Raw genomic sequence first — 25,600 nt, forward strand, 5'->3', positions numbered from 1 at the left:
CCCCGACAAGCATAAGACGGGCAGCCGGAGAAAGGCGTTTTTTCCTTTCTCTGGATGACCGGCTTATGACCTCGAGGGGCTAGCGGCTGGAGCTGGACAATGAGAAAAGCGCAAGCCGCTCTGCCCCGACAAGCGCTGGAGAAAAAGAGGACCTCACGATTGAGGTCCTCTTCTATTTGGATAATCGCACAATTCTATAATCTGCCCCTGAGTGTGGACAGGGTTCATGTAGATCAGCCTTCTGCCAAAAGGATTTGTTCTGTACGTATCCTTTAAAAACGTGATACCCTCTGCCTCATATTTCTGAATAGCAGCTTCTAGATCTTCCACTTCATAAGCAAGATGGTGAACACCCTTCCCCTTTTGCCTGATGAACCTGTCAATCGGGGAGGTTTTGGACGTTGGCTCAAGGAGCTCAATAACTTGATTTTCAAGCTCTATCACAGCAATATGTGTTTCCACACCCGGCTTATCACTTGTATATCTTTCCGTGAGCCGGCCGCCAAGAATTTTCGTGTAAATCTCGATTGCTTCTTCCAGTCTGCGCACCGCTATTCCCGTATGATCAAGCTTCATCAAGCCTCCTCCTTCCCCTTTTCATCAGTGAGTGGTTCCGCCAACGATATGAAGATCTGCCTCATTTTCAGCAGCTGTAACAGCAGCAATCCGGATCGCTTTCACAATCGTGTCGAGGCTGAGCGACGGAGCCTGCTTGTCCATCGCCTGTTCATGGATAAACGGGATATGAATAAATCCGCCGCGAATCGTGGATGAGGTGCGGTGGATATAATCCATCAGCCCGTAAAAGATATGGTTGCAAACGAATGTCCCTGCTGTATAGGAGACAGATGCCGGGATGTTGTTTTCCTTCATCCGCTCTGCCATTCTCTTAATTGGAAGCCCTGTGAAATAAGCAGCAGGACCAGTGCTTGCGATTTCCCTGTCAATCGGCTGATTGCCGGCATTATCCGAGATTCTCGCATCATCCAGATTGATCGCCACCTTTTCAGGCGTCACATGGAGCCTGCCCCCTGCCTGGCCAACACAAATCACGATTTCAGGCTGATGCTTTTTGATCTGCTGTTCGAGGATGGCAATGGATTCCCTGTAAACAGTCGGCAGCTGCACAGCCATCATTTCAATGTTTTCTGTCTGAATCCCGTCCAGGCGCTTCACTGCTTCCCATGAAGGATTGATTTCTTCGCCGCCAAACGGGTCAAATCCGGTTAATAGCACTTTTTTCATCATCCTGTTTCCTCCTTTTTTCTTATACTTTTAAAAGAACGAGAACATACATCAGGAGAATATTGAACACCAATACAGCAAGCGCTGTCGGCACCTGTACCTTTATGACGTGGTATTTATCCTTTAGATCCAGCAGGGCCGCAGGGACGATATTGAAATTTGCGGCCATCGGCGTCATAAGTGTTCCGCAATAGCCGGCGAACATGGAAATCGCTGCAATGTGGTTGGGATCTGCGTCAAACTGATTGATGAGCATCGGTATGGCAATCCCTGCTGCCATTACTGGAAAAGCCGCAAAGGCATTCCCCATGATCATGGTGAAAAGCGCCATGCCTAGACAGAACACTACAACGATCCAAAACAGGGAGTTTTCCGGGATAAAGGTTTTCACTGTATTTGATACAACTGTACCCACTCCTGCGGCTGCATAAATCGTTCCAAGTGTAGCCAGCAGCTGCGGCAGCACCACCGCCCAGCCGATCGATTCAAGAAGCCTTCTTGATTCTTTTACAGCTGTTTTCGGTCCTGACTTTGTCATGCCCATGGCAGTGATAATAGCAATTACGCACGCCAATCCAAGCGCGACCATTGTAGCGTTGGCCTGATCCAGCAGGAATAGACTGCCGATTTTTACTGTTCCTAAAAGCTTTGAAAATACAATTGTCAGGATCGGAATTAAGATCGCTGGCAAAAACAATCTGCCGCCAAACCGCTTCCGCCTTTCCTCTTTGACCGCAGTTTCATCCTCCACATGGATGCTCTTTTTCAAGCCTCCGCCTGCAATAAATACCACCATAATAATGACGAGAAGACCTGTGAAAAATGGCGGCAGCACAGCGCCGAACATGAGCGTGATGGAATAAATCAGGTAAAACAAGCCAGATGTGATGCGGCGGTTGTTCGTTTTATCAGTAAAAAGATAAACCGAGCATCCGAGCACAATGATGCCCATTAAAATATAAATCATCTCAACTGAAAAGATCATAAGCTGCGCCCCTTTTCTTCCCTTTTCTTAACAGCTGTTCTGCTTCCGAGCTGCCTGTCCAGCTTTCGGTCAAAGAAATGCAGCCTGATCATATGTACGATAAATGCAAACACCGCTGTCGGGATCCCCCATAGCGCCATGGCAATCGGATCTGCCGCAATCCCGTTTTGTTTGAAAAATCCATTCATTAAAAGAATGGCTCCGACTGCGACAAAAATATCTTCTCCGAAAAACAGCCCGATGTTATCTGCCGCAGCAGCCTGCGCCCGGATTTCCTGCTCTTCTTTTTCAGGCACCTCACCGTATTTCGTTTTTGCCGCACCCTCTGCCATCGGGGCGACAAGAGGACGGACTGTTTGCGGATGTCCGCCAAGGCTGTTCAAGCCAAAAGCTGCCCCAAGTTCCCTGATGAACAAATACATCATCAGAACTCTTCCAGCCGTAGCCGTCTTGATATTGCCGATCAGCTTTGCCGCCTGCAGCTGCAGGCCATTCTTTTCAAGGATTCCAATCACAGGAAGCGTCACAAGTAAAATCGACATATACCGGTTCGTCGTAAACGCTTCTCCAAATTTTGAAATAAGATCATAAACCGGAATTCCTGCAATCAGGCCTGTTACAAGGGCGGAAACCGTTACAACAACTGCCGCGTTAAACCTGAGCAAAAACCCAACTATAATGAGTAAAACCCCAATAAAGACCATAAACTGACTCCCTTCTTCGTAAACATGATGAATTTTATTTTACCGAAAAATTATTCATTTTCTAAATATTTTAATTTTAACATAGATAGGAGCATAAAAATGTTGGACTTTCGGGATCATCTTCAGATTTAAAAGTTGCACATTGACTAATATCTATGGCCAAAATGATTTTTGCAAATGTAAAATTCCCGCCCTCTTTTTCCTGAATGGCAGAGAGAATTTCCAGAAACCGGCCTTTATTCTCTCAAAAGAAGCCCTTATTTTCCCGAAGAGCCGGTTACAAAGAACCCGCCAAAGATTCTGCGCCTCTCTAAAGTGCCCCCTCACTCACAGAGCCGCAAAAATCCTTTTTACCAAGATATAATTCATTTTTCAAACTCGAACAAAACCCATATTTCCGAACCCCGCCCTCTTTTTCTCGAATGGCAGAGAGAATTTCCCGAAACCGGCCTTTATTTTCTCAAAACCAGCCCTTATTTTCCCGAAAAGCCGGTTAGGTGCGTTAGTTGAAAATTGTTTGGCTGCTTTTTTATGATGCTCTTATACTCATGGGCAGGTTACTAAAGCAGATTTATAGATATTATCAAATTAAAAAATGCAGCAGGGCTTTCCCAGCTACATCTCATACATCCTATTTAACAAATAACAGCTTCCATCTTCGGCAAACCATAAAAATTTGCCAGATTTAATATTAAACTCAACGATGTTTTTATTATAAATTAACTTTGTTCCTTTTTTAAATTGCATTAGTAATTCCATCGGGGGATCTGTGATAATGTCCTGAGTGTAGTTAGTAATGACAAATCCTTTTGGATCTAATCTTCGATCAGGTTTTACTTCTGTCATCCAATTGCCGTTAAGCAAAATCGATTTAGCTCTTATCTTCTTTTTCCGATTCTGAACTGACCAGATATTTCGGCAATTACACCGATGTATTTTACACTTCATCCCATAACCCTCTTTTCTTTTAAATAAGGCCATGGGTCATTATATTTAGGCTTTTAGCAAATCATTATGATGAAACAGCCGATTATTTAAATAAACTTAAAAGTACCTATTGTGCTAACGGTTGCTTCGTAATATAGAGTTAACCAGTTTGTGAAATATCAACCTTATCGTCTAACAGAGCCGAATCCCGCCCTCTTTTTCCCGAATGGCAAAAAGAATTTCCCGAAACCGGCCTTTATTTCCTCAAAAGAAGCCTTTATTTTTCCGAAGAGCCGGTTACAAAGAGCCTGCCCAAAGTTCCGATTAAAAACAAAAATGCCAGCCCATAGGCTGGCATACGAATCTATTTAGAAAAGCGAACCCCAATTAAAAATCAGAACCACGAGCCCAAGAATCAGGAACACAAGAGGTGAAACAGATTTTGAGAACGAATCTTTTACTTTAATATGCGTAATTAGCGCACCAATCATCGTTAAGGAAATTAAAAGCGCTCCCCATGCGGCTGCGGTGGCATTCCAAAAACCTGCGATAACAAGCACAGCACCTGCGATTTCTACGATCCCCGTCACAATTCTGAACCAGGCTGAATAGCCATACCGTTCAAATTCCTCATTCATCTGCTTTGCCCCAAATTTCATAAATCCGAACAGCAGAAAGCCGACTCCCAAAATAATCTGAAGAATAAATAGCAAGATGCCCATACTGCCTTCCCCCTTCATCATGTCGTTAACATCTGCACCAGGAAGATGATGTTACACTTTATACTTATTCAGGGCGGCAGGTATTTATATCGTGTTCTACGGGAAATATTACTTAAGATTTTGATTTTTGCATGTCGATTCCAGTGCTTAACTTTTTTCCCGCACCCGCCTGCTTTGATACAATATAAGAAAGTACAAGGGATGGGAGCCACTGACGATGGGAAAAAGAAAACTGATACTCGCTCAGAATGCAGAAAAGCAATGGGTAGAAAAAGTACAGCAGGCACTGCCTGACTGGGAAGTTATTTTCGGGAAAGAAGAAGAAAAGTGGAAGGATCATATAAAGGATGCGGAAATCATTGCAGGGTGGAAGAAAGCTATGGAGCCTTACCTTCAAAGTGACCTCCAGTTAAAATGGGTTCAAGCATGGAGTGCCGGGGTGAACGACATGCCGCTGAAAGAGCTTGAGAAAAAAGGCGTCACAGTAACAAGCGCCAATGGCGTTCATGCCTATCCGATCTCAGAAACAATCTTTGCTTTGATGCTTGGGCTGACTCGTAAAATTCAAGCCTACGTGAAAAATCAGGAGAAAAAAGAATGGCATCACAGCAATTTAAAGCTGGAAATACATAATAAAACGATCGGCATCTTAGGGTTTGGCGCAATCGGCAAGGAAACAGCCAAAATTGCAAAGGCTTTTGGCATGAAGGTGCTTGGCCTTCGGCATTCAGGAAAAGAAGATGAGTTCGCTGACGCTATGTACACTCCTGACAGCCTGAACAGCATGCTTCCGGAATGCGATTTTGTTGTTGTGACACTGCCGCTGACTGAGGATACGAAGCACATGATTGGAAAAGAGCAGTTCGGCCTTATGAGAGAATCTGCCTGCTTCATCAACATCGGACGCGGTGACATTGTGGAGGAAAACAGTTTGATCCAAGCATTGCAGGAAGGCGGTATTGCCGGTGCAGGGCTTGATGTGTTTGCCAAAGAGCCGCTTCCGGAAAACAGCCCGCTTTGGGAAATGGAAAACGTGATTGTAACGCCTCATACCGCAGGCTCGACAGAATATTACGACCAGCGGGTCATTGAGGACATTTTTCTTCCAAACTTGAAAAAGTACCTGGAAGGTGAAGACCCAGGCATCAATAAGGTGAGCTTTGAAAAAGGCTATTAATGCTGTCAGGCCCTTTCTTTTGGGGCCTGGCTTTTTTTCAATAAAGAATTCCTGACAAACAGAAACAGCTTCAAATTTAAATAATAGATAAAGCAATACACCGGAATGGAATACCAGGTTTTCCAGCCGTTGTAGGTGAACACACCGAAGTAGGCAGAGATTCCTTCGAGAATGGTTGTGACAATGGCAAAAAGCAAAATATAGAGAAGCAGTTTTTTACCTCTGAACCGAAACTTCTCATAGCAATGAACAAACAAATATGCGGCAGGCGGATAAAGAAAAACATAAAGAATCAAATCAAACCAATCATAGTATCTCGTATCGTTAAAATGGTACAAATCAAGAGGAGGCCTGGCAAGAGTAAAATCCGCCAGCTCCGCTAAGAAATAATTAAAAAACCAAATCATGATGATTTCAGCCAAGAGCAGCCTCCTCGGTAAAAACAGCACAAGAAACATGATGATAAACCCAGCGATAAGGACAAAAATTTCATTGCTGTCAAATTGGCGCGGCAGAACGAATACAGGATTTTTCATCGCACAGGATCCCTTTCATGATTTTCAAGAAACCGGAAAAACTTCAACAGCACCACAAGAATCAAAAAAATCCCAAGATGCCTGAACAGCGAAAAAGATAGGGACCATTTCTTGAAAACGATAAAATTCGTTACATTTAATAGCTCATCAAGCAGGCTTAAAACGATCGAAGCCCCCAAGACAGTCATGAGCTTCAGCCAGATGCTTTGCCCCTGCTGCAGCAGTTTTCCGGCAACAAGCGCAAAGAAAGGGGTATAGACAAAAAGGGCAATAGCATACAGTGCCAGAATGCTCCACGGACTTTTTGTCATGCTGACCATTCCGAGATTCATTTCAAAAACAATTAATGTTTGCTGCAGCAAAATATTAGCCAAAAGCCAGCTGTACATTTTCTCCAGACGCGGAAGCGGAGAGAAGCGCAAAAAAGCATACATAAGGGTTGCCCCGCAGAGAATATTCACCGTCCAAACCAGAATCATAACAAGCCCCCGTTACCCTGCAGCTATAGTTATGAATTAGTTTGCTCTATCATGGTTTGGAATATTAATGAAAAAGCGCGCTAAACAATACAAGCAAGAAAATAGAAGCCAAATGCAAGAATCAAAGCCCCTGACAGCCTGTTAATGACCGACAGCCCTTTATGTCCAAGCTTGTGCTTCACAAGGCTGATGATAAAAGAAAGCAAGAACCACCATAAAAGAGAACCGGCAAAAATCCCGCCGGCTAACAGCAGCACAGCTGTATAGCTGTGTCCGCCGCTCAATCCGAAAGCGGCAAAAATGCCGCCGAAGGAAAGGATGGTCATAGGGTTGGTCATCGTCAGAAAAAAACCGGTCACATACCCTTTTGCGCCTTTCCCCTTCTTAATAGCTGCATTCCCTATTTCAGCCGTTTGCGAAAAAAACACTCTGCTCCCCATATAGAGAAGAAAAACCGCCCCGACTGCTTGAAACCATGCATGATACTGAATAAAAAAACCCGCTAACAGGCTGACCCCAAACCCTGCTAAAGTTCCATAGACGGCATCAGCCGAAGCAGCGCCAGCACCTGTTAAAAAGCCCGCTGCTCTTCCCTCCCGGAGCGTTCTCTGCATGCAAAGAACACCGATTGGGCCAACAGGCGCTGCGATGGACAAACCAATCAGAATTCCTTTTAAAAATAACATAATTAATATTTACTCCTTATTTTATAAAGTTTTTAAGCCTATTATATTATAAAAATAAGGTTAATAGTATTCATTTTTCCGGAACATAAAAAAGCCAGCCCCCTTCTTCGGGAACCGGCTCTCATTTTTCACACAACGTCTTTCCAGACTCTATTCGAAGCAGGTTGTTTTCCCAGCTTCGGATCCAGGTTCTTCAGTCTGTTTTTAACGTAATCTTTTATTAGGTCAATTTTCTTTTTGCGTTTCAGTTCACGGTTTTTCACAGTTCTTTCACCATCCTTCCTTTCATCCATAACAGTAAAGTCAGTCGGTGTACTTCCATTATAACGCGAATTTCAAAATCATGTGCAAAAGAATAGAAATCGTCACAAATCAGCGTGATGAGAAAAGACGTTTTAAGCCTTGCATAAGGGGAAACACGTCAAGTAAGAACATAAGGAGGTGGAGAAAATGGCAGATACCCATAAGACTGGCGAAAAAGCTCCACAAAGCGGCACTTACAAAGTGCAGAATGAAGACACAGAAATTCAAATTCAAAAAGGCGGCCAATTCCCTCCTTCTCCTTCATCAGGAGAAGCTGCGAATTATGTCAAAGCCTAAAGAGGCGAAGCTGCAGGTAGATCCTGCGGCTTCTTTTTTGTTTTCAGCATCTTTTTCTTTCCAGTTTTCCCTAACTATGTTATGATTTTTTCCGTTGAAAACGGCCCCGGCTTTTGTGAGAGTCAAGAGTCAAAGAAAATTTACTAGAGGTGGAGAAGAATTGAACTTTGCAACTATTAAAGAAAACTGGTTTTCGAATGTGCGGGCTGACTTTCTGTCAGGGTTGACCGTTGCCTTTGCCCTGATTCCAGAAGCAATCGGCTTTTCGATCATTGCGGGCGTTGATCCCATGGTAGGAATTTACGCATCTGTCTTGATTGCGATTGTGATTGCGTTCACAGGAGGAAGACCGGGCATGATTTCTGCTGCCACTGGTGCCACCGCTGTACTGATGGTTTCATTAGTGCACGATCGCGGCATACAGTATTTATTTGCAGCGACGATCGTGACAGGTCTGATTCAAATTGTTTTTGGAATGCTTAAGATTGGAAGGCTTCTTTCCTTCCTTCCGAACACCGTATTGACTGGTTTTGTCAATGCACTTGCTATTGTTATTTTCATGGCGCAGCTGCCGCAGTTTGTTGGTGCCACATGGCTGATGTATGCAATGGTCGCCGCAACACTCATCGTTATTTATTTGTTTCCATATTTAACGAGAATTTTCCCGGCTGCACTATTCGCTATTATCGTTATGACGATCATCAGCATCGTGTTTAAGCTTGATTTAAAAACAGTCGGCGATATGGGAACGATCACACAAGCACTGCCGGCGTTTCATTTGCCGTCCGTTCCGTTTTCCATTGAAACGCTTGCGATTGTATTTCCTACCTCGCTTGCCATTGCGGTTGTCGGTTTGACTGAATCTCTTGTTACGGCAACGATTGTCGATGAGTTTACAGGCACTGGTTCCGACAAGAATAAAGAAGCAAGAGGTCAGGGATATGCCAACATCGTTTCAGGACTTTTCGGCGGCATGGCAGGCTGCGGCATGATCGGACAGTCTGTGATCAACGTCCAATCCGGCGGACGCAAGCGCCTTTCCACTCTTACTGCAGGTGTTTTCCTGATTGTCCTGATTATGCTCTTCGGTGATGTGGTGAAGCAAATTCCAATGGCTGCCCTTGTAGGAGTCATGATTATGGTTTCCATCGGCACCTTTGATTGGCAATCTGTCCGCAAATTGCATAAATATCCTGTTTCAGACGCCATTATCATGATTTTAACAGTGGCTGTAGTCGTGTATACAAGCAATCTGGCAATTGGTGTGGCGCTTGGAGTGGCAATGAGCGCGATTGTATTCGGATGGAAAATGGCCAAGCTTACCGTCATGTCTAGAACCGAAGAAAATCATAAAACGTACAGTGTTTCCGGACAGCTGTTCTTCGCTACAACTTCCCAGTTACTGCAGGAATTTGATTACGAGAACGATCCTGAAAAGATTGTGATCGATTTTTCCCTTTCACATGTCTGGGACCATTCAAGTGCTGCGGCTATTGCCAAAGCTGTCTCTAAATATAACTCACTTGATAAAAAAGTGACGCTAACAGGCTTGAATAAAGAAAGCTCCAGCATCATTGACAGAATCGGCTTGGATGCTATTTCAAATCATTAAAAAAACCGCCACTGGCGGTTTTTTTTCATTCCTCTTTTTCCACAGCGAACTTCAGCTGCATAAGCTTATTGCCCCAGAATTGCTCATAGAAAGCCAGCCAGTCCTTCAGCTCCTTCAGCGGTGCTGGATGAAGACGGTAAATTTTTTCCCGGCCTTTTTTTGTGCCGTGAATGAGATCCGCTTCAGCCAGAATGCCGAGATGCTTGACGACAGCTGTGCGGCTGATCGGAAAGCGGCTGGCAATTTCAGAAATGGGCAGTTCTTTTTCCGCCAGCAGCTTTAGCACTTCTCTTCTGGTAGGATCGGCAATCGCCTGGAAAACATCATGCTTTGCCGCTTCCAATTAAGCCTCAGCTGCTTTCTTTAAGCGCTCGTTCACGATCGCTGTCCAGCCGCCTGCCATTCTGTCTCTGATGACAGATGTCTTTTCCTGCGCCTTGCCGACAAGCTCATCAGGATTTTTCCACCCGCCATGGATCAGGGTGAACTCTGTTTTGTTCTCCTCGAGCTCCTTCAGCAGAAAAGACACAACCCATCCATCAGTATCCCAGGAAAAGCTAAGTTCATTTGGCGGATCAATCTTCAGCACCTTGCACGGCGAAGGGCCAAAGGGTCCCTGAAGATGAAATTCCTTTCCTTCCTCCAGTTCCATATCATTCGGCATGAACCATTCAGCCATTCCCTCAGCAGTCGACACCTTTTCCCATACCTTTTGAATAGGCGCCTCGTAAATCGCGGTTTGCTTAATCTCTTCCATATTATCTCTCCTTTATAACACCTTTTGGTTTCATAAAGCTATTATAACACCATTTGGTTTCATGTCTACTATTTCCAAAATTTTGCTGGAAATTCTATTGACACTTCCTTTCATTCATCATATATTTATGAATGAATAATTCATTCATTTTAAAAGGAGAGAGTCAAATGAATAAATTCGCTGGATCTGATACGGTCAGCATCTCCATTAACCGCCCAGCAGAGAAGGTATACGAATACTTATATGATCTAAGCCATTTTCCTAATTGGGTTTCCTATTGCAGCTCTATTCGGGAAGAAGAGTCAGGCTGGGTCATGGAAACGCCTTATTGCCAGTCTGCCATATCGGTGGCTGAGAGAAATTCCTACTTTATTTTGGATCATGTGACAGTTCCGGCTCCCGGTGTGGAAATCCATGATGCCATGAGAGTCATCCCTAACGGCAGCAGCTGTGAAGTATTTTTAACTGGCTTTCAAATGCCTGGAATGGATGACGAGAAGTTTGCGGAAGGCGTTCTCACAGGAAAGAAGGATCTGGAAACCTTGAAAGAAATTCTTGAAGGGGAAAGGGTGTACTAAAATGAATAAGCGGGCAGCGGTAATCGGCGGAGGCTATGGCGGTCTTATCACGGCAAAGGTGCTTTCTAATTACTATGAAGAGGTTTTTCTTTTTGAAAAAGATACCCTGCCTGAAAAGCCGGCAGAACGGCCGGGAACCCCTCAGGCTTTTCACCCTCACCGTTTTACGGTCAGAGGCAAGGAAATCACCAATGCTTTCTTTCCTGGATATGAAGAGGATCTGCTCTCTCTTGGCGCTCCTTCCTCTTTCCAGAAAACCATCCATCAGGAATATCCCTACGGCAAAATGAGTTTTCAATATCCGCGAGATGATATAAAATTCAGCCGATCCCTTCTGGAAGCCGTCATTCGGGAGAGGGTAAGAAAAATTCCCGGCATTCAGTTTTTTCAAAACCACAAAGCAACAGGGCTGCTATTTTCAGAGGACGGCCGGGTAACCGGTGTCAAAACCCTTGAATCACACAGTGAATCCAGCTTTGAGGCAGACCTGACCGTTGATGCAAGCGGACGGAACTCCAAACTGAGCGACTGGCTGAAGGCTGCAGGCTATGCTGTTCCTTCAGAGGACGAATTCTACATTCATCTAGGCTACACAACGCAGCGTTATAAACTTCCCTCCCACCTTTCACACATTGCCAAAACCTATGATACGATCATGCTGAATGCCCTTCCGTCCGAACAGCCATTTACTCTTGGTTTATCTTTTATTGAAAACGAAATCGCAGAGTTTTTTGCAGGCGGGATCGGCGGCCACTATCCTCCCCGTGATCCAGATCATTTTCTAAAATTGTTTCAGCCATTCCCGGTGCTTTCAGACATCATAAATGAACTGATTCCTCTGGCAGGGCCAAAAACCTTCCGAGTTGAAAAAACGTACCGCCGCCATTATGAAGAAATGGCCGATTGGCCTAAGGGCCTTCTTGCCATCGGTGATTCGCTCTGCATAGTGGATCCCATCTATGGGCAGGGAATGACGCTTGCCGGAATACAGGCAGAAAAGCTTGATGAGCTGCTGAAAACCCGTACAGATAACCAGGAATTCGAAAAAAGTGTGCTGTCCGCCTTTCAAGATATCATTTACCCCGCCTGGTGGCTTAACTGCGCTGCCGACCTTCGATGGGAAGGCACTTCTTATCAAAGCGAGCGCCCTCTCCCAATGATTGCCTTTGGCAAAAAGTATATGGATTTGCTGCTGAAGCATGCCGTAACACAGCAAAACGGCAAGCTGTACGGCCTCTACTGGGCAGTCAACACGCTGTCTGTTCCGCTTGCGCAGCTGTTTCAATCGGGATTGGCCATTTCCATTCTAAATTCGTCTCCTGAAGGAAGGCTGCTTTTGGATGAATTGCTTACAGCTGAAAATAAACCTGCTGAAGACATCTTTAGGGCAATGGCTTCGTCTATTACTGGGGGGCAAAGAATAGATGGCATGGTAAAATAAGAAAAACAGCCATAAAGGAGTGCATCCCACTGTCCCCCCTCAATGAAGAACAGCTGAAACAAAAAAGAGATGAAAGACGCGAACAAATTTTAGCAGCTGCCTTGAAGGTTTTTGCCCGCAGGGGGCTGATCGGAACAAAGATGAGCATGATCAGCGAAGAAGCAGGCATCAGCCAAGGACTCATGTACCGTTATTTTGAATCAAAGAACGAACTGTTCACAACATTGGTTCAGCAGGCAATGAATGAATCGGTCAGCGGCATTCAAGAAGTGGAAAAAATGTCAGGAACCCCGCTTCAAAAACTGAAATTCCTGACAGAGATGATTCTTGAAGAAGATGGGCAGGCCTATTTTATGCTGATCCATCATGCCCGCACTTCTGATGAAGTGCCTCCTGAAACAAAAAAACTATTTGAGGACTATTCAATGGATGCCTATATTGTTTTGCTGGAGCCGCTCATTAAGGAAGGCCAGAGGATTGGAGAATTGGCACAGGATGATTACAGAGAAATGATTTCAAATTATTTCCTCGTCATATCAGGCCTCATGACCCTCGGCATCCATAACTTCGAAGGATTTCAGATGCCAAGGGCCGATGTGCTTTTGCGCATGTTTACGAAAGAACGGTAAAGAAAAAGGACCGCCCGGGAGCGGTCCTTTTCAGTCATTCAGGCTTGTCGATTCTCGGCTGTTCTTCCAAATGTTCTGTCGCAGATTCAATGATATAGATAAAATCTTCATACACAACAGCGTTTAAAGGAAACTTCATGATCTGAGCACCCTTTTTATCACATATCACGACATTTTTAGCAAAACGATCAAAAAGCCTTGATCTGAGTGCTGCCTTCTCAATTGAAATTCTCCCTATTTCATTGAATTTAATGGAATTCCTGAGGTCACGGTCTGTGTAGCGAAGCTCTGAAGAAGTCATCTCTACCCTCTGTTTCCTGAATTTCCACTGATACAGATGGGTGCCTGTCACAAGGGCGAAAAAGAGCGATGTCATGACAATATAAATAGGATCCTGCGTGACAGCAGCCTGGTAAATCCGAAATCCGAGATAAGGATAAAGAATGTAAAACCAGCGGCTTACACGCGGTTTGCTTGTATAGTAAACTTTATTTGCTTCGTACTCCAGCATTTGCCGGCTATCCTCAAGAAATTCCTGCATATGTTTTTCAGCTGACTGGTATTCTTCTTCCAATATGTGCGTCTCTTCCCGGTAATAAGGCAGATCATCCCCCTCACTCAGGGGATAAGCCCCGACCCAGGCCGGATGAAAGGTGCCCTCTTCCTTAATGGCAGCCAGGTAGTAACGGAAGGCAGTGTCTTCTTCCAGAATTTCTGTCATATCTTTTATTTGCACTTCTTCCGGCACATAGCCCTGATGATGGACGGCATGGCGGAACAAATGGCTTTTTGCAAAATACACTTGTCTGTTTTCCTTTATTGGAAATGCCTCTTCCCGCTTGATCCGGCTCAGTTCCATATAAAAAGGCTCAGACGTCTCAGGATTTTCTGCACACTCCTGCAGTGTTTTTTCTTCAATAGGAATGCCGATTTTCAGGGCAGTAATGATTGCACTCATTCTCACTATACTATCTTTAAAGTGCAAAGCCTCCTGAACAAACCCCTTCATTTTTTCGTCATAATAATACTCCATCAATGAAAGAAGAATGCACATCTCACCCTGAATGGAAAGGTACGTATCCTTCCAGCTTCCATACACGTAAGAAAGGGCGTAATCCTTTTCATAGCTTTTGTACAGCTCCCGCTTCTTTTGATAGTCAGACGCCAGGAGCGGTCTCACAAAATCAGGCTTAACGATTTCCATCAAGCCCCTGTCAAGGCTTAAAGACAGCAGTTCATACAGCGTGTCCTTCTGTTTTTCGTTTTCTAAAAGCGGAATTTTGCTCTCAACTAACGTTTTCGCCAGGTGCGGCTGATCGAGCAGAGCAAGCAAGGGAAATTCTTCATTATCTCCTTCAAGATCTCTTTCAAGCAGCTGCATCAGCTTCTCCTCAAATCCTTTAAAGGAGCTGATATACGAAATTGCCAATTCCTTGGCCGCTGCACTGTAATGGGGATAATGCCCTATAATGGCTTCTGCCAATTCAGAAAATCGGAAATTCGTAATGAATGAGACAATATGATAGCTTGGATCGTCCCACTCGAGGCGTGTTTTCGGAAAAGAGAAAGCTGCCTCTTTTGCGAGCTTCTCCAAAGCAAGAAGATTCATTTCAAGGTCATCGGCTTCTGCCAGTTCCGCAAGCTCGACCGCCGCAGTATACCGGATATCTTTGTCGGGATCCTTCAAATCCTCTATAATTTCTTTGATGTAGTTTTTTGCAGGCTGTGGCATCAATTTTCTCCCATTAATTTTTTAGCAAATATGCGGAATTTTTCCAATCCCGAAATTCATTTTAGCATAGCTGGAGTTAAGCAGTAATCATTTATTTCATCAAAAAAACCTGGATATTTCACCCAGGTTTCAAGCTTTCTTTTGGCGTTTCGGATGACGCACAAACCAGTAATAAAAATGAAAGGCCGCCAGCTCGCAAAACGCGATCACAATCGCCATCGGCAAGGCATGATGGCTTCCGGCAATTCCAACAAGCGGTGCTGCAGCTGCACCGAATAAAAACGGCAAAAGCCCGAGCAGAGCAGAAGCGCTTCCGGCATTCTCCCCCTGTTCTTCCATCGCAAGCGAAAAGACAGCCGTTGTCACGATACCGACACTTGAGACAGAGAAGAACAGCATCAGGCAGACAAAAAACACAGGCGCCTGCAGCAAAATCACGGCAACAAGCAGAATACCTGAAATGGCTGCCTGAAAAAGACCGGACACAAGAAGAGCGCTCTCCCTTACTTTACCGGCAAGAGCTCCTGTAATCTGTGTGGCGGCAATGATACCCAGACCGTTGATTCCAAATACAACGCTGAACATTTGCGGGGACAATCCGTAAATGTCCTGCAGCACAAAAGTGGAACCGGAAATGTAAGCAAACATTCCCCCCATCACAAACCCCTGTGCGAGAGCATAGCCGACGAACACTTTATCCTTCAGGAGCTTTCCAAATGTCTGAAAAACCTCCTCCAGCCCGCCCGTCTTTCTCCGTTCCGGCGGCAGCGTTTCCTTCATAAAGAAGATCACAGCCAAAAGCATCAGCAAGCCAAGTACGGCAAGCACGCCAAAAACCCCCCGCCAGGAAAAAATGCGGAGAAGCTGTCCTCCTGCAACAGGTGCCAGTATAGGAGCAGCTCCGTTCACAAGCATCAGCATGGAAAAAAACTTCGTCAGCTCAGGACCTGAGAAAAGATCCCTCACACTGGCTCTGGAAACAACGATGCCTGTCGCACCGGCAATTCCCTGAATAAACCGAAACAAAATCAGCAGCCAAATGCTGCTGGCAAACACGCACAATACAGAGGCTGCCGCATAAACAAGCAGCGCGGCAATCAGCGGCTTTTTTCTCCCTCTTACATCACTTAAAGGGCCCATAATCACCTGACCGAGCGCAAGACCCAAAAGACATGCCGTCAAGCTGACCTGTGCAAGTGAAGCCGGTGTGCCAAGCTCCCTCGCCAGATTCGGCAAAGCCGGCAAATACATATCAATCGTAAGCGGCCCAAACGCACCAAGTGATCCTAAAATAAACGCAAGCAGTATTCGCGCTTTCCCGCTCACTCTTCTCTCTGCTGACGTTTTACCTTGAAGCACCATAACCTGTTCTCTCCTTTTTGTTGACTCAACACATCTTAAGCTTGCCGGAGGGGATGATGTCAATGATTCTGCTTGGGGTTTTGCAGGGGCTTGAAAACTGACTTTTCGGGAAAATAAGGGCTGCGTTCGGGAATATAAAGGCCGGTTTCGGGAATTTCTCTTCTCCATTCGGGAAATTGACGGCGGGGTTCGTGAATATGGGATTGGGGTGAGTTCGATAAATAGATTTTTCCTTTGTAAAGTGGAATTTTTGCCGCTCACTTTGAATGGTGCACTTTCAGAGTAGCTCAGTATCTTCGCTTAGGTTCTTTGCAGCCGGCTCTTCGGGAAAATAAGGGCTTCATTCGGGAATATAAGGGCCGGTTTCGGGAATATAGGGTTGGTGCGAGTTCGAAAAGTAGATTTTCCCTTTGTAAAAAGGAATTTTGCCGCTCACTTTGAATGGTGCACTTTCAGAGTAGCTCAGTATCTTCGCTTAGGTTCTTTGCAGCCGGCTCTTCGGGAATATAAGGGCCGGTTTCGGGAAATTCTCCCCACCATTCGGGAAATTGATAGCGGGGTTCGGGAATATGGAGTTGGTGCGAGTTCGAAAAATGAATTTTACCTTCGTAAAAAGGAATTTTGCCGCTCACTTTGAATGGTGCACTTTCAGAGTAGTTCAGTATCTTCGCTTAGGTTCTTTGCAGCCGGCTCTTCGGGAAAATAAGGGCTTCATTCGGGAATATAAGGGCCGGTTTCGGGAATTTCTCCTCTCCATTCGGGAAATTGATCACAGGGTTCGGGAATGTGGGGTTGGTGCGAGTTCGAAAAGTAGATTTTCCCTTCGTAAAAGGTAATTTTGTCGCTTACTTTAAATGGTGCACTCTCAGAGTAGCTCAGTTTCTTCGCTTAGGTTCTTTGCAGCCGGCTCTTCGGGAAAATAAGGGCTTCATTCGGGAATATAAGGGCCGGTTTCGGGAATTTCTCCCCACCATTCGGGAAATTGAAAGCGGGGTTCGGGAATATAAGCCTGGAGCGTGTACAACAAACGAATTCTCCACTCCGCCAAAAAACAGCAACCTCTCAATACTTGCTCAAATCACGAAAAAAGAGGCTCAATTTAAGCATATGCTTCAATCAAACTCTCTTATTTCTTCATAACTTGTACTATTACGGTATGAAAGAGGGATAAATATGATTGGCTGTCCGCTTAGATGTGTGATTTGTACTGGACTCAGATTAGTAGAGTGGAACCTTGAGCTTTGGCACTCCATTGCCTGCAGAGCTGCAGATCGATAAGAAGATAAACGAAAACCAGCGGCAGCCTTATGCTCCGCTGGTTTTCCCATTTATACCTTCATTTTAATCTGGATCTTCCAGGAAACCGAAGGATTCTCGAAAAGATTAAATCCTTAGTCGGTATAATTAATTATTAATTTAGTACGCACAGTAACAGATGCATCATGTCGAAAACCCTTGAAAAATAAGCTTCTCAGAGGAAATATGTGGTATAATTGAGAAGTACAATTTAGGATAACTCAAGGGTGGGAGGCCTCTTTAAACCCCTTATGGGAGGGGGTGAGGCCCATGACTCTTTATCAAGCAATGCATTTAATGATTGGAGCTGCTAGTCTAGCAGTAGCGATCTTAGCATTGCGCGGTAAAGACAAAAAGTAAACCACCCTTGAGCTTCGCAGGCTAAAAAGGGTGGTTTTTAAAAACGATCTGATCGGCCTTCCCCCATGAGGGATACCTGATTGTATGTTAGAAGCCCTTTGGTGTTACCAGCACCAAGGGGTTCTCTTTTTATTTTATGAAATATCTAATAAGAATATAACATATATTTCCCAAAAAAACACTAAGCAACCTCTGTCACTAGAGCTCTTATCATTCACATACATGCCATTCATCTGAACAAACCCCAACAATGATCTCAAACCATTCTGTCTGTTATAAACCGAGAATTCTCTGGGGTTCAGATGTCTTCTCTATAACAGCCTCCGCCAGCTCCTCCAATCCCGGTAAAAACCGAAGAACCTCCCCGCCTCTTTGCTCAAGACTCTCATACGAAAAGACACCAAGATCCTCCATAAACTTCTGAAAAGCAGGATAACGGGCACATCCTTCCTCCGGTGCATCAGCTGCCAGTATTTTATGGCATCTGGCAAAAGTCGCGCCGATCCAAAACACTGCCTCCCTGTGCTCTCCCTTCTGAATCATCTCCCTGCTTCCCCAAATGGCGATGGCCTTTGTTTCAGGGGTGATTTCGCTGCTGAAGAAAAAAGGAGTTTTCCCTTTTGCAGCCGCCAAGTCAAACGTTACTTCCAGCTGTGCCAAATGGTGCTCAGCCCGCTCTGCACTCATCCCCGAGCATCCGAGCAAGTCCAAAAATTCCGGATACCGCTCCTCAAGCCCGAATCTCTCGAGCACTCTTTTTGCTGCCGCATACCGTTTTCTTACCGTTGGATTTTCAAGCGCAGCGGTTAAAACCATGTGAGTTGTCACACCTGCCGCGAAAAGCCAGGAAGTAAAGGCATCGTACATAGGCTGCTCGATGTTTAGTGAAGAAACGCCATTTTCAATTCTCTCCCTAACATCCCGGCATCTGGCCCTAATATACGCCTTTCTCGCAAAATTCCTTTCTACCTTTTGCTGAAGAGCTGACAGTTCTCCAGATGGATCCAGTATAATGGTATCCTTCTTCAGGCTGTTTGCGAGATGATAGGATATATCCGCCTTATGCATTTCCTGCCAGGACAGGCTTGAAGCCTCAAGCAGCACATCTTTAAAATAAAACTTTCCCACTTTAGGAGGAAGATTCTCACTTTCGATCACAATCATTACGTCCAAATCAGATGCCTCTGGCAGCTCCTCCCCATCCTTTAATTCAACGGCAGAGCCTGCAAAATAGGCACCTTTAAAGCCTGCCATACCAGGAGCCGCGCTTCTCACCCATTCTTCCGCAATCTGCCGCGCTCTCCCAATCTCCATGCCTTTTCACCTCTTTTTCTATGAGTCTATTTAAATTTTTTCACAGATTCTGCCAAAAAGCCGTTTAAATCCCTTCCTTTACAGGGTAACCCTTTAATAGCCTGGAAGACAAACAGCGCTTTAAGGCAGCATTTTTAACCACAGACATCTGAATAGTTGAGCACCCCTCCCGCGGAAATAATCAGAGGATAGAGCTGAATTATGAGCAGGGAAAGACACCATTAATGGATGTTTTTCCCTGCTCTTTTTTTCGTCTGGAGGTTTAAAATAACCCGCTGCATGCCGGTGCCATCGCAGCAAAAAATTCAAAAGAAGGTGGGATTCTTTATGTTTTTTCACAGAAAAGAACTTCAGTTTCATGCGAAGCCAGACCGTCCGGATCCGCTGTATGCCAAAAAGCTTCAGGAAATTTTAGGCGGCCAGTTCGGGGAAATTTCGGTTGCGATGCAGTATTTGTTCCAGGGCTGGAATTCACGCGGTGATGCCAAATATAAAGATTTAATCATGGACACAGGAACAGAAGAAATCGGACATTGTGAAATGATCGCGACGATGATTGCCCGCCTTCTGGATGATGCACCAGTCCATGAGCAGGAGGCTGCAGCTAAAGATCCGATGATCGGAGCCATCATGGGCGGGATGAACCCTCACCATGCGATCGTATCAGGTCTTGGCGCAGTTCCTGAAAACAGTGCAGGTGTTCCTTGGAATGCAGGATATATTGTTGCCAGCGGCAACATTCTGGCAGATTTCAGAGCCAACCTTAATGCAGAATCACAGGGCCGCCTGCAGGTAGCAAGGCTGTATGAAATGACAGAAGACCGCGGCATTAAAGAAATGCTTTCCTTCCTGCTGGCACGTGACACCATGCATCAAAATCAATGGTATGCAGCTATTAAGGAATTGGAGGAACAGCAGGGTGTTACCGTTCCTGCATCCGTTCCGGCTGAATGGGAAGCAACGGACTTCTCCTACACGCTTTATAATTTCTCTGAAGGCGAAGAAGCCAAAGCAGGATCATGGGCATCCGGCATTTCTCCTGACGGAAGAGGCACCTTCAGCTATGACAGCGAGCCTGCTGCATACGGAGGCAAACAGGAACTGAATCCTCCGCCGCCATATATGCACAGCACACCTCCATTGCAAGTTAAGAAGCTTTAATATTTAGGACAAGGCGCTCTTTGAAAAAGAGCGCCTTTTTAATGGGTTATCAGACTAAGAGCAGCATCAAATGCCTTCCGCAAGCAATTTTTTCAGCACAGCAGCCTGGTTGCGTTCTTCATCCTTTGCCGCGTAGACGAGTGTCACTTTTTCTTCCTCTTTAATAATCTTCTTCAGTTCATCCAGTGCCTCTTTGTTATCCGCAAGTTCTTCTTTATATTTTTCAATGAATTCTTCAAATTTAGCCGGATCATGTCCGAACCATTTTCGCAAGCCTGGTGAAGGAGCGAGTTCCTTCATCCAATGATCTGCTTGAAGCGCCTCTTTTGAGCGGCCACGCGGCCAAATCCGGTCGACAAGAATCCGGACGCCGTCTTCTTTTTTTGCCTCTTCATATGCTCTCTTAATCACAACGGTCATGTCAGAATGCCCCCTTTCCCTCTTTCCTTCGCCATCATCTGCTAAATCCCTCCATTGTTTTCAATACAGTTTTTGGGGGGAATTTGAAACAATTACTAGAATCTTATCGTTATAACAATAAGAAAATACTTCGAGAAAGGAAGTTTTTACACGATGAAAAAATGCATGGCAGCCCTCCTGCTTATTCCCGCATTGATTCTGGGAGGCTGTACATCCAGTAATGAAAGCAGCAGCCAGCCGAAGAAAAACACTGCACCTTCAGATAACAGCCAGTCAAGCGATTCCTCAACAAGCCAGTCCAATAACACGTCGAACGAACAAAACAATCAACCAGCCGGCGGCCAAAACACGGATACAGCAGGCAGTCCCGCTAAAACGAAAAATGAAAAAAAAGATAAAGGGTATACCACCCTTTCTGCACTAAAAGCAGATATTCAGCCGCTGCTGAAAACAGATATCGCTTTTCAAATGCCAAACGTGCTGGATAAAAAAGCGCCTTACTACACCGCAGCAATTGACAGCAAGCCATCCGGCTACAGCGTGATCATTTTCCAGACAGAAACCCCGCTCCCCATTAATGACAAGGCTTTAAATAATCTTGGCAATAGCAGCAGGCTCGTCACCTTAAAAGGAACCGCCTGCTCATCAGAGGAAAAGGCACGGGAAGCGATCGGCTACCAAAAAGTCACCCAGCAAAATATTGACATAGGGCATGGCATCAAAGCCCTGCAGGAAGGAGCAGCAGGCTCCCAGTATGTCTCATGGAATGAAGGCAGATGGTACTTAAGCGCAGAAGCAAGAACAGACAGCAATGTAGATCTCGCCGCACAGGCGAAAGAAATGGCTGATTTCCTTGAAACCCATGCTCTTCCGATTCCGCACGCCTTTGGCCGGGTCATCGCCGACTATAAAAACAATACCAGTTTAGCAAGGTGGCAAAGCGGGAAGAACGTGTATGAAGTTACCCCTCAAACAACTGATATCATCCAATCATTAAGCATGATTACATCTATAAAGTAAGGAGCAAACACCATGCAGGCGATCTTAGAAATTGCTGGCCTTTCCTTGGTTTCTGGCATCGTTTTTTTCTTTGGAAATAAATTCGAACGATTTATTTAAATAGGAAAGCCCCGGCGAAAACCGGAGCTTTTTTTTATTTTTGCAGCGGAGACAGCGCGTGTTTTTCCATATAAATCTGAAGCTTTTCCGCATCCTGCTCTGCCAATGCCAATGAAACATACCCATCAGGCCTGACGAGATACAGGGCATCCCGCATCAATCCACTGTTTTCCGCTTCCTTATTCCATGGAAACTCATGAAGCCGCAAGCCGAGAGCAGCAGCCGTCTCCTTTAATGGCTCTTTCGCCGTTCCATAAACATGAAGCTGCCAGTCCTGCGCATGCAGCGGCTGAAAATTATCGCCCGTCCATGGCAGGCGGTCTCCTCCAAGAATCTTTCCCGCTCTCCCTTCGCTGATCCCGCTTTTCCGGTAGTTTATCCGAATTTGAGAAACAGCGTTAAATGCCGCTTTTCTCGCTTTTTCAGAAGAACTGAACAAAAAAGGAGCTGCATACGAAAGACCAAGCTTTTTCAGCAGTTTGCTTCTGAACGACTTGCCGATCAGGACAGAAAAGGCTTTATCCGTTGTCATAACAAGCGTTTTGGCAAAAGCGATCCGTTCATCCTCATATGTATCCAGAATGGAGGGATCAGCTTTTCCAAGACTCACGGCGGCAAGCTTCCACGCCAGGTTCACCGCATCACCGATTCCCGTATTCATTCCCTGGCCGCCGGCAGGACTGTGAATATGCCCGGCATCTCCTGCAATAAAAGCGCGCCCCTTCCGAAAATGGCCGCTGACCCTGTGATGGACCTTATAAGTGGAAAACCAGTTCACCTTTTTAAAAGCAAGCCCAGTTTTTTCTTCAATATCCGGCTGAAAATCAAGGAACTGAATATCGTCTTTCCTGAACGCCTTCGGGATGACCCCAATCACCCTGACCATCCCCGTCGTTCTGACAGGCATATATAAAAAGAAATCCTCCTCCTGAAGGTAAATGTTCAGGCTGTTACTCCTCAAATTCTCCGTATCTGTTTCCACATCTGCAACGAAAAACGTTTCCTCATAAGTCCCCCCTGGAAAATCCAATCCCAATGTCCGGCGCACTGTACTGTGAGCACCGTCGCAGCCGCAAATATAGGAGTATTCGGATGTTTCCTGGGCTCCATTTTTCACAAGGACAGCCGTCACTTTCTCTCCATCATCCTTAAAAGCGGCAAGCTCTGTGTTCCATTCTACTTCAATGCCTGCTTCCTGAAGCTTTTTCACAAGCAGCTTTTCGTGAAGATCCTGCGGATAGCTGAGCGCAAAAGGGTATGGACTCAAGCCTTTTCCAAAATCCTGAATCTTAATTTCCGCCTTCTCCACTGTCCCTTCCCGGATCCGGCCGGAATGAACTTGAATGCCTTCTTTCACCACTTCCTCCGCAAACCCCATCTGCTGGTAAAACTCAAGTGTTCTCGCATGCACAACAAGCGCTCTTGAAGCCTCACCAGGTCCCCTGTTTTTTTCAACTATCCGAAAAGGAACATGATGCTTTGCAAGACGAAGAGCCATTACAAGCCCTGTAGGTCCAGCTCCAACAATGAGTATCGGCAGTTCCATATCTAATCACTCCTTCTATTGGCTGATGCCCTGAAAGAAAATCTGCAGCATAAGCTCAATTTCTGCTTCATTATCAAAATCGGTCTCTGGGAGAATCACGTTCTTTGTCAGAACATAGCCTGACAGCAGGCTGAAAAGAATCCGAATTAAGGAAGCATCAGGGATATCCGCTCCTCCCGCCTGCTTCAGCACGCTTTTTATCGTTGGAACAGCATGTTCTGTAAACAGCTCCTTGATCACATGCCTAAAATCCGGATTAATCAGCACTTCTTGTGCAAGCAGCTTCACAACTCCCGGATTTTCCTCAGCAAAAGAAATTCGGTCGCGAAAAACTTCCCGCATAATGTCTCTCGCATCCTTTGACCTGTTTACTGCCACAACCTCCTGCGCCCTCTTCACCAATGCCGGAAAAAGAAAGGCAATCATCGCAGGATACACCGTTTGATTAAATAGCTCCTTCTTGCTGCGGTAATACTTAAAAAGCGTTTTCTCAGATACCTGTGCTGCCTTTGCAACAGCCTGAGTGGTCGTCCCGCTAAAGCCATGGTCAGCAAACAGCTCAAGCGCCGCCTTTGTGATATCCTTCTGCTTTTCTGTCAAACCAGCAGGAAGATCAATTTGGTGTGACTCTTTCAGCACCCTGAACAAATTATCCAAAGAATCTCCTCCTTTCCTCTATGTCCTCTTGTGACCATCATATGCCGTAAGTCATCATAAGTAAAGTAAGTACTTACCCTACTATGAAATAGGTTTCAATTTCCAAAACAAAAGGAAATACTCAACTAACTGGCTGATGAAAAGTTTCCGGATACCAACAATTGAAGGCGGTGCAGAGATTGACAAAATTCCACTATTTCCACATGCTGCTGGTCATCATGATTTGGGTAAGCTTGCTCTATTCATTAGTTCACTTAAATACTCCACAGGGATTTCAAGTCCTGATTATCGGAACGGCAGTTGCCTTTCCGCTTATGTTTTTGAATGATTATGCGAAAAGGAAATTTGGACACTGACTAATGATTAAAACAGCGGCCGCGAGCCGCTGTTTTTTAATTTGTCTAGGTTGCTTTTTAACCAACGGGGTTGAGATGCCCCCTGTTCCATTAGCGCACTGCCTCCACAACCTTTAGCGTTTTTTGTAATATATGCAATAAATTTGTTAATTCACCATAAATAAGGAATGTTAACCCCCGCATTGTTCAAAAACAGTTATTTTGACACGCAATTTCCCCAAATCAATAGTCACTGTTTTCAAAAGGAAACTAACAATAGGGTGATCTTCCTCTTTTTAAAGCTTTTTCGACTGACAGGCCTATTTTACTGAGCAGTAGGGACGTTTCATTATTTTCCAAAAAAGGTATTATAGTGGTTGTGATCATTAATTGAGGAGAGCGTTTCATGACAAAATCGAAATGGTAAAAAAAACACTTTAAGTTTTATCACCAGCCTTCCTGTTCGCCTAAGCCCATACTGGGGCCAAATTTGTTTACTCCCCCAGATGTTAAGCAGTATAAGTTTAGTAAAATCAGCAAAGGCAGCTGCAGCTATTCAAACGGTATCACACACTATGGTTTTTAATAGAGGCTAAAAATTTAGCAGGCTTTGAAAATATTAGTGCTGAAGTAAATGATGTTTTAGTAAAATCACCTAAAAAAAGCACGAAAGATCATCAGGGGATTAACATTATAAAATGTTAGAGCCGGCTGAAGGCTGGCTAATCCTGCCTTCTGATTTAACTGGCAATTATTCCAGTAAAACAAAAAACAAATTCTATGCACAAGCCTTTAAAAGCTGGTACAATATAAAAATGTAATCCCATTTTATTACAAGACAAACAAATTATGTTACTATATAACTAAGGACTATTAACATAGGGAGGGGCTGCTAAGATGGAACTGCATACGGCGTCAGAATACGAACCAGATGTAATGACGATCATCTCTCAGCTTAGAGGCAAACTGATCAGTGCGGGTCTTGAAGAAGGCTTTAATAGTGAAAATACTCTCAAAATCAGCAAGGAGCTTGATCAGTGGATTTATGTCTATCAAAAGAAGGAATTAAAGAAATAGGATATTGCCTTTTTTAGTGCTCTCCCTAAACTGTATCTTTTAATGTAAGCGCATCCACAAAAAATAAACCTCATAGGTGCCTCTTCATATTCATGAATATTCTCACCCTTAAATCGTGAACTATTGCAGTAGGAACCCTCCTT

General features: G+C 44.9%; 29 protein-coding genes. 11 read left to right on the forward strand and 18 right to left on the reverse strand.

Annotated features, from left to right (window positions below; genetic code table 11):
* Positions 1-153 precede the first annotated feature (153 nt).
* The 6 genes from LRR81_RS07515 to LRR81_RS07540 form a co-directional block, all read right to left on the reverse strand.
* Positions 154-576: a VOC family protein gene (locus tag LRR81_RS07515; protein WP_231788728.1), complete on the reverse strand. Its 423-nt coding sequence runs from the start codon at positions 574-576 to the stop codon at positions 154-156.
* Positions 577-600: 24 nt separating this feature from the next.
* Positions 601-1,248 (reverse strand): pyroglutamyl-peptidase I, encoded by a 648-nt coding sequence (gene pcp / locus LRR81_RS07520; RefSeq protein WP_231788729.1) that lies wholly within the window; start codon positions 1,246-1,248, stop codon positions 601-603.
* Between the two features lie 19 nt (positions 1,249-1,267).
* Positions 1,268-2,230 (reverse strand): DUF979 domain-containing protein, encoded by a 963-nt coding sequence (locus LRR81_RS07525; protein WP_231788730.1) that lies wholly within the window; start codon positions 2,228-2,230, stop codon positions 1,268-1,270.
* Positions 2,227-2,934, reverse strand: coding sequence for a DUF969 domain-containing protein (locus LRR81_RS07530; RefSeq protein ID WP_231788731.1), 708 nt, complete (start codon positions 2,932-2,934; stop codon positions 2,227-2,229). Before LRR81_RS07530 ends, LRR81_RS07525 begins: the two co-directional genes overlap by 4 nt.
* A 615-nt stretch (positions 2,935-3,549) precedes the next feature.
* Positions 3,550-3,780 carry a hypothetical protein gene (locus tag LRR81_RS07535; protein WP_231788732.1) on the reverse strand — a complete coding sequence of 77 codons (231 nt, stop codon included), beginning with the start codon at positions 3,778-3,780 and terminating at the stop codon, positions 3,550-3,552.
* 449 nt (positions 3,781-4,229) lie between these two features.
* Complete coding sequence (locus LRR81_RS07540) at positions 4,230-4,583, reverse strand: DoxX family protein (RefSeq protein ID WP_231788733.1); 354 nt, start codon at positions 4,581-4,583, stop codon at positions 4,230-4,232.
* Positions 4,584-4,800: 217 nt separating this feature from the next.
* Here LRR81_RS07540 and LRR81_RS07545 point away from each other — a divergent pair, with 217 nt between their 5' ends.
* A complete protein-coding gene (locus LRR81_RS07545; protein WP_231788734.1) occupies positions 4,801-5,760 on the forward strand; it encodes a D-2-hydroxyacid dehydrogenase in 960 nt (319 codons plus the stop codon).
* A 5-nt stretch (positions 5,761-5,765) separates the two neighbouring features.
* Here LRR81_RS07545 and LRR81_RS07550 read toward each other — a convergent pair whose 3' ends face one another.
* The 4 genes from LRR81_RS07550 to LRR81_RS21215 form a co-directional block, all read right to left on the reverse strand.
* A complete protein-coding gene (locus tag LRR81_RS07550) occupies positions 5,766-6,296 on the reverse strand; it encodes a hypothetical protein (protein WP_231788735.1) in 531 nt (176 codons plus the stop codon).
* Positions 6,293-6,775: a hypothetical protein gene (locus tag LRR81_RS07555; RefSeq protein WP_231788736.1), complete on the reverse strand. Its 483-nt coding sequence runs from the start codon at positions 6,773-6,775 to the stop codon at positions 6,293-6,295. The genes LRR81_RS07550 and LRR81_RS07555 overlap by 4 nt, the downstream gene beginning before the upstream one ends.
* An 80-nt stretch (positions 6,776-6,855) precedes the next feature.
* The gene (locus LRR81_RS07560; protein ID WP_231788737.1) at positions 6,856-7,461 is read right to left on the reverse strand and encodes a LysE family translocator; all 606 of its coding nucleotides are present in this window, start codon (positions 7,459-7,461) and stop codon (positions 6,856-6,858) included.
* 128 nt (positions 7,462-7,589) lie between these two features.
* Positions 7,590-7,724, reverse strand: a complete 135-nt coding sequence (locus LRR81_RS21215; RefSeq protein ID WP_269448585.1) for a hypothetical protein — start codon at positions 7,722-7,724, stop codon at positions 7,590-7,592.
* Positions 7,725-7,911: 187 nt separating this feature from the next.
* Between LRR81_RS21215 and LRR81_RS07565 the strand changes: the two genes are divergently transcribed.
* Together LRR81_RS07565 and LRR81_RS07570 are read left to right on the forward strand one after the other, a co-directional pair.
* Positions 7,912-8,061 carry a YjzC family protein gene (locus LRR81_RS07565; RefSeq protein WP_231788738.1) on the forward strand — a complete coding sequence of 50 codons (150 nt, stop codon included), beginning with the start codon at positions 7,912-7,914 and terminating at the stop codon, positions 8,059-8,061.
* A gap of 160 nt (positions 8,062-8,221) precedes the next feature.
* Positions 8,222-9,673 (forward strand): SulP family inorganic anion transporter, encoded by a 1,452-nt coding sequence (locus tag LRR81_RS07570; protein WP_231788739.1) that lies wholly within the window; start codon positions 8,222-8,224, stop codon positions 9,671-9,673.
* Between the two features lie 25 nt (positions 9,674-9,698).
* Here the strand turns inward: LRR81_RS07570 and LRR81_RS07575 are convergent, their stop codons facing one another.
* Both LRR81_RS07575 and LRR81_RS07580 read right to left on the reverse strand, forming a co-directional pair.
* Positions 9,699-10,016 (reverse strand): ArsR/SmtB family transcription factor, encoded by a 318-nt coding sequence (locus tag LRR81_RS07575; protein WP_231788740.1) that lies wholly within the window; start codon positions 10,014-10,016, stop codon positions 9,699-9,701.
* On the reverse strand, positions 10,017-10,430 hold the full coding sequence (locus tag LRR81_RS07580; protein ID WP_231788741.1) for an SRPBCC family protein: 414 nt from the start codon (positions 10,428-10,430) through the stop codon (positions 10,017-10,019). It lies immediately after the preceding gene.
* A gap of 167 nt (positions 10,431-10,597) precedes the next feature.
* Here LRR81_RS07580 and LRR81_RS07585 point away from each other — a divergent pair, with 167 nt between their 5' ends.
* The 3 genes from LRR81_RS07585 to LRR81_RS07595 all read left to right on the forward strand — a co-directional run bounded on the left by LRR81_RS07585 (position 10,598) and on the right by LRR81_RS07595 (position 13,078).
* Positions 10,598-11,008, forward strand: coding sequence for a hypothetical protein (locus LRR81_RS07585; protein ID WP_231788742.1), 411 nt, complete (start codon positions 10,598-10,600; stop codon positions 11,006-11,008).
* Position 11,009: 1 nt separating this feature from the next.
* Positions 11,010-12,449, forward strand: coding sequence for an NAD(P)/FAD-dependent oxidoreductase (locus LRR81_RS07590; RefSeq protein ID WP_231788743.1), 1,440 nt, complete (start codon positions 11,010-11,012; stop codon positions 12,447-12,449).
* An 86-nt stretch (positions 12,450-12,535) separates the two neighbouring features.
* Complete coding sequence (locus LRR81_RS07595; RefSeq protein ID WP_331716329.1) at positions 12,536-13,078, forward strand: TetR/AcrR family transcriptional regulator; 543 nt, start codon at positions 12,536-12,538, stop codon at positions 13,076-13,078.
* Between the two features lie 34 nt (positions 13,079-13,112).
* Here the strand turns inward: LRR81_RS07595 and LRR81_RS07600 are convergent, their stop codons facing one another.
* Complete coding sequence (locus tag LRR81_RS07600; RefSeq protein WP_231788744.1) at positions 13,113-14,810, reverse strand: hypothetical protein; 1,698 nt, start codon at positions 14,808-14,810, stop codon at positions 13,113-13,115.
* Positions 14,811-14,939: 129 nt separating this feature from the next.
* The gene (locus LRR81_RS07605; protein ID WP_231788745.1) at positions 14,940-16,172 is read right to left on the reverse strand and encodes a multidrug effflux MFS transporter; all 1,233 of its coding nucleotides are present in this window, start codon (positions 16,170-16,172) and stop codon (positions 14,940-14,942) included.
* A gap of 1,566 nt (positions 16,173-17,738) precedes the next feature.
* Between LRR81_RS07605 and LRR81_RS07610 the strand changes: the two genes are divergently transcribed.
* On the forward strand, positions 17,739-17,828 hold the full coding sequence (locus LRR81_RS07610) for a putative holin-like toxin (protein ID WP_231788746.1): 90 nt from the start codon (positions 17,739-17,741) through the stop codon (positions 17,826-17,828).
* Positions 17,829-18,101: 273 nt separating this feature from the next.
* Here LRR81_RS07610 and LRR81_RS07615 read toward each other — a convergent pair whose 3' ends face one another.
* Positions 18,102-19,142 carry a hypothetical protein gene (locus LRR81_RS07615; RefSeq protein WP_231788747.1) on the reverse strand — a complete coding sequence of 347 codons (1,041 nt, stop codon included), beginning with the start codon at positions 19,140-19,142 and terminating at the stop codon, positions 18,102-18,104.
* A 327-nt stretch (positions 19,143-19,469) separates the two neighbouring features.
* Between LRR81_RS07615 and LRR81_RS07620 the strand changes: the two genes are divergently transcribed.
* The gene (locus LRR81_RS07620) at positions 19,470-20,303 is read left to right on the forward strand and encodes a manganese catalase family protein (RefSeq protein WP_231788748.1); all 834 of its coding nucleotides are present in this window, start codon (positions 19,470-19,472) and stop codon (positions 20,301-20,303) included.
* Positions 20,304-20,369: 66 nt separating this feature from the next.
* On the opposite strand, the gene LRR81_RS07625 is transcribed toward LRR81_RS07620, so the two are convergent.
* Complete coding sequence (locus LRR81_RS07625) at positions 20,370-20,723, reverse strand: DUF488 domain-containing protein (protein WP_231788749.1); 354 nt, start codon at positions 20,721-20,723, stop codon at positions 20,370-20,372.
* A gap of 153 nt (positions 20,724-20,876) precedes the next feature.
* Here LRR81_RS07625 and LRR81_RS07630 point away from each other — a divergent pair, with 153 nt between their 5' ends.
* Entirely contained in the window at positions 20,877-21,743 is an 867-nt protein-coding gene (locus LRR81_RS07630) for a hypothetical protein (RefSeq protein ID WP_231788750.1), read from the forward strand.
* A 133-nt stretch (positions 21,744-21,876) separates the two neighbouring features.
* Here LRR81_RS07630 and LRR81_RS07635 read toward each other — a convergent pair whose 3' ends face one another.
* Entirely contained in the window at positions 21,877-23,388 is a 1,512-nt protein-coding gene (locus LRR81_RS07635; protein ID WP_231788751.1) for an FAD-dependent monooxygenase, read from the reverse strand.
* A gap of 15 nt (positions 23,389-23,403) precedes the next feature.
* Positions 23,404-24,045 (reverse strand): TetR/AcrR family transcriptional regulator, encoded by a 642-nt coding sequence (locus tag LRR81_RS07640; RefSeq protein WP_231788752.1) that lies wholly within the window; start codon positions 24,043-24,045, stop codon positions 23,404-23,406.
* Positions 24,046-24,224: 179 nt separating this feature from the next.
* Between LRR81_RS07640 and LRR81_RS07645 the strand changes: the two genes are divergently transcribed.
* Positions 24,225-24,401: a hypothetical protein gene (locus LRR81_RS07645; protein ID WP_231788753.1), complete on the forward strand. Its 177-nt coding sequence runs from the start codon at positions 24,225-24,227 to the stop codon at positions 24,399-24,401.
* 876 nt (positions 24,402-25,277) lie between these two features.
* A complete protein-coding gene (locus LRR81_RS07650) occupies positions 25,278-25,457 on the forward strand; it encodes an aspartyl-phosphate phosphatase Spo0E family protein (protein ID WP_231788754.1) in 180 nt (59 codons plus the stop codon).
* Positions 25,458-25,600 lie beyond the last annotated feature (143 nt).

Source organism: Metabacillus kandeliae, from assembly GCF_021166585.1.
Taxonomy (GTDB): domain Bacteria; phylum Bacillota; class Bacilli; order Bacillales; family Bacillaceae; genus Metabacillus_B; species Metabacillus_B kandeliae.